Origin of the sequence: Mesorhizobium sp. M7A.F.Ca.ET.027.03.2.1, from assembly GCF_003999175.1 — a bacterium.
In the GTDB taxonomy this organism is placed as follows: Bacteria; Pseudomonadota; Alphaproteobacteria; order Rhizobiales; family Rhizobiaceae; genus Mesorhizobium.
In genome coordinates this window covers 1-633 of the sequence record NZ_RZOM01001758.1, presented here as the reverse complement: position 1 = coordinate 633, position 633 = coordinate 1, and the positions used below count along the sequence as shown (strand labels likewise).

Genomic DNA, 633 nt, shown 5'->3' with positions numbered 1-633 from the left:
CCTATGAATTTGTTATTCTTTTTTGCCTTCAGTCGATAGACTCTGCTGTAATCGAGCGGCGGGATGTCTCGGTTTTCCTTGGGACTCAGCCCTTCCAGCCACGCCTTGCGTGCATGCACCCACAACGCGTCGGCGCCGGCATCGAAAACCCCATCCGCCAGCGCATCCAGGGCCGGCTCCGGATCCTGCTCGTCGACGCCGATACGGCATTTAACGGTCACGGGGATCTTCACCGCCGCTTTCATCGCCGCGATGCAGCCGGCGACGAGGTCCGGCACTTTCATCAGGCAGGCACCGAACGTGCCCGACTGGACGCGGTCTGACGGACAGCCGACATTGAGGTTGATCTCGTCATAGCCAAAGGCCTCGCCAATGCGGGCAGCCTCGGCGAGCTTTTCACGATCCGAGCCGCCGAGCTGCAGCGCGACCGGATGTTCCACCGCATCGAAGCCGATCAGCCGCTCGCGCGCGCCATGGATGACCGCGTCGGCCACCACCATCTCGGTGTAAAGCAGCGCATGGCTTGTCAGCTGGCGGTGGAAGAACCGGCAATGCCGGTCCGTCCAGTCCATCATCGGGGCCACGGCCACTTTATGATCTTGATTTTTCAGCATTTTTTCTTTAACATCAAAT

General features: G+C 60.0%; 1 protein-coding gene. It reads right to left on the bottom strand.

What is annotated here, in order from left to right; all coding sequences use genetic code 11:
• The coding region (dusA, locus tag EN750_RS37885) for a tRNA dihydrouridine(20/20a) synthase DusA (RefSeq protein ID WP_127399503.1) at positions 1-614 on the bottom strand (614 nt) is incomplete at its 3' end.
• Positions 615-633 lie beyond the last annotated feature (19 nt).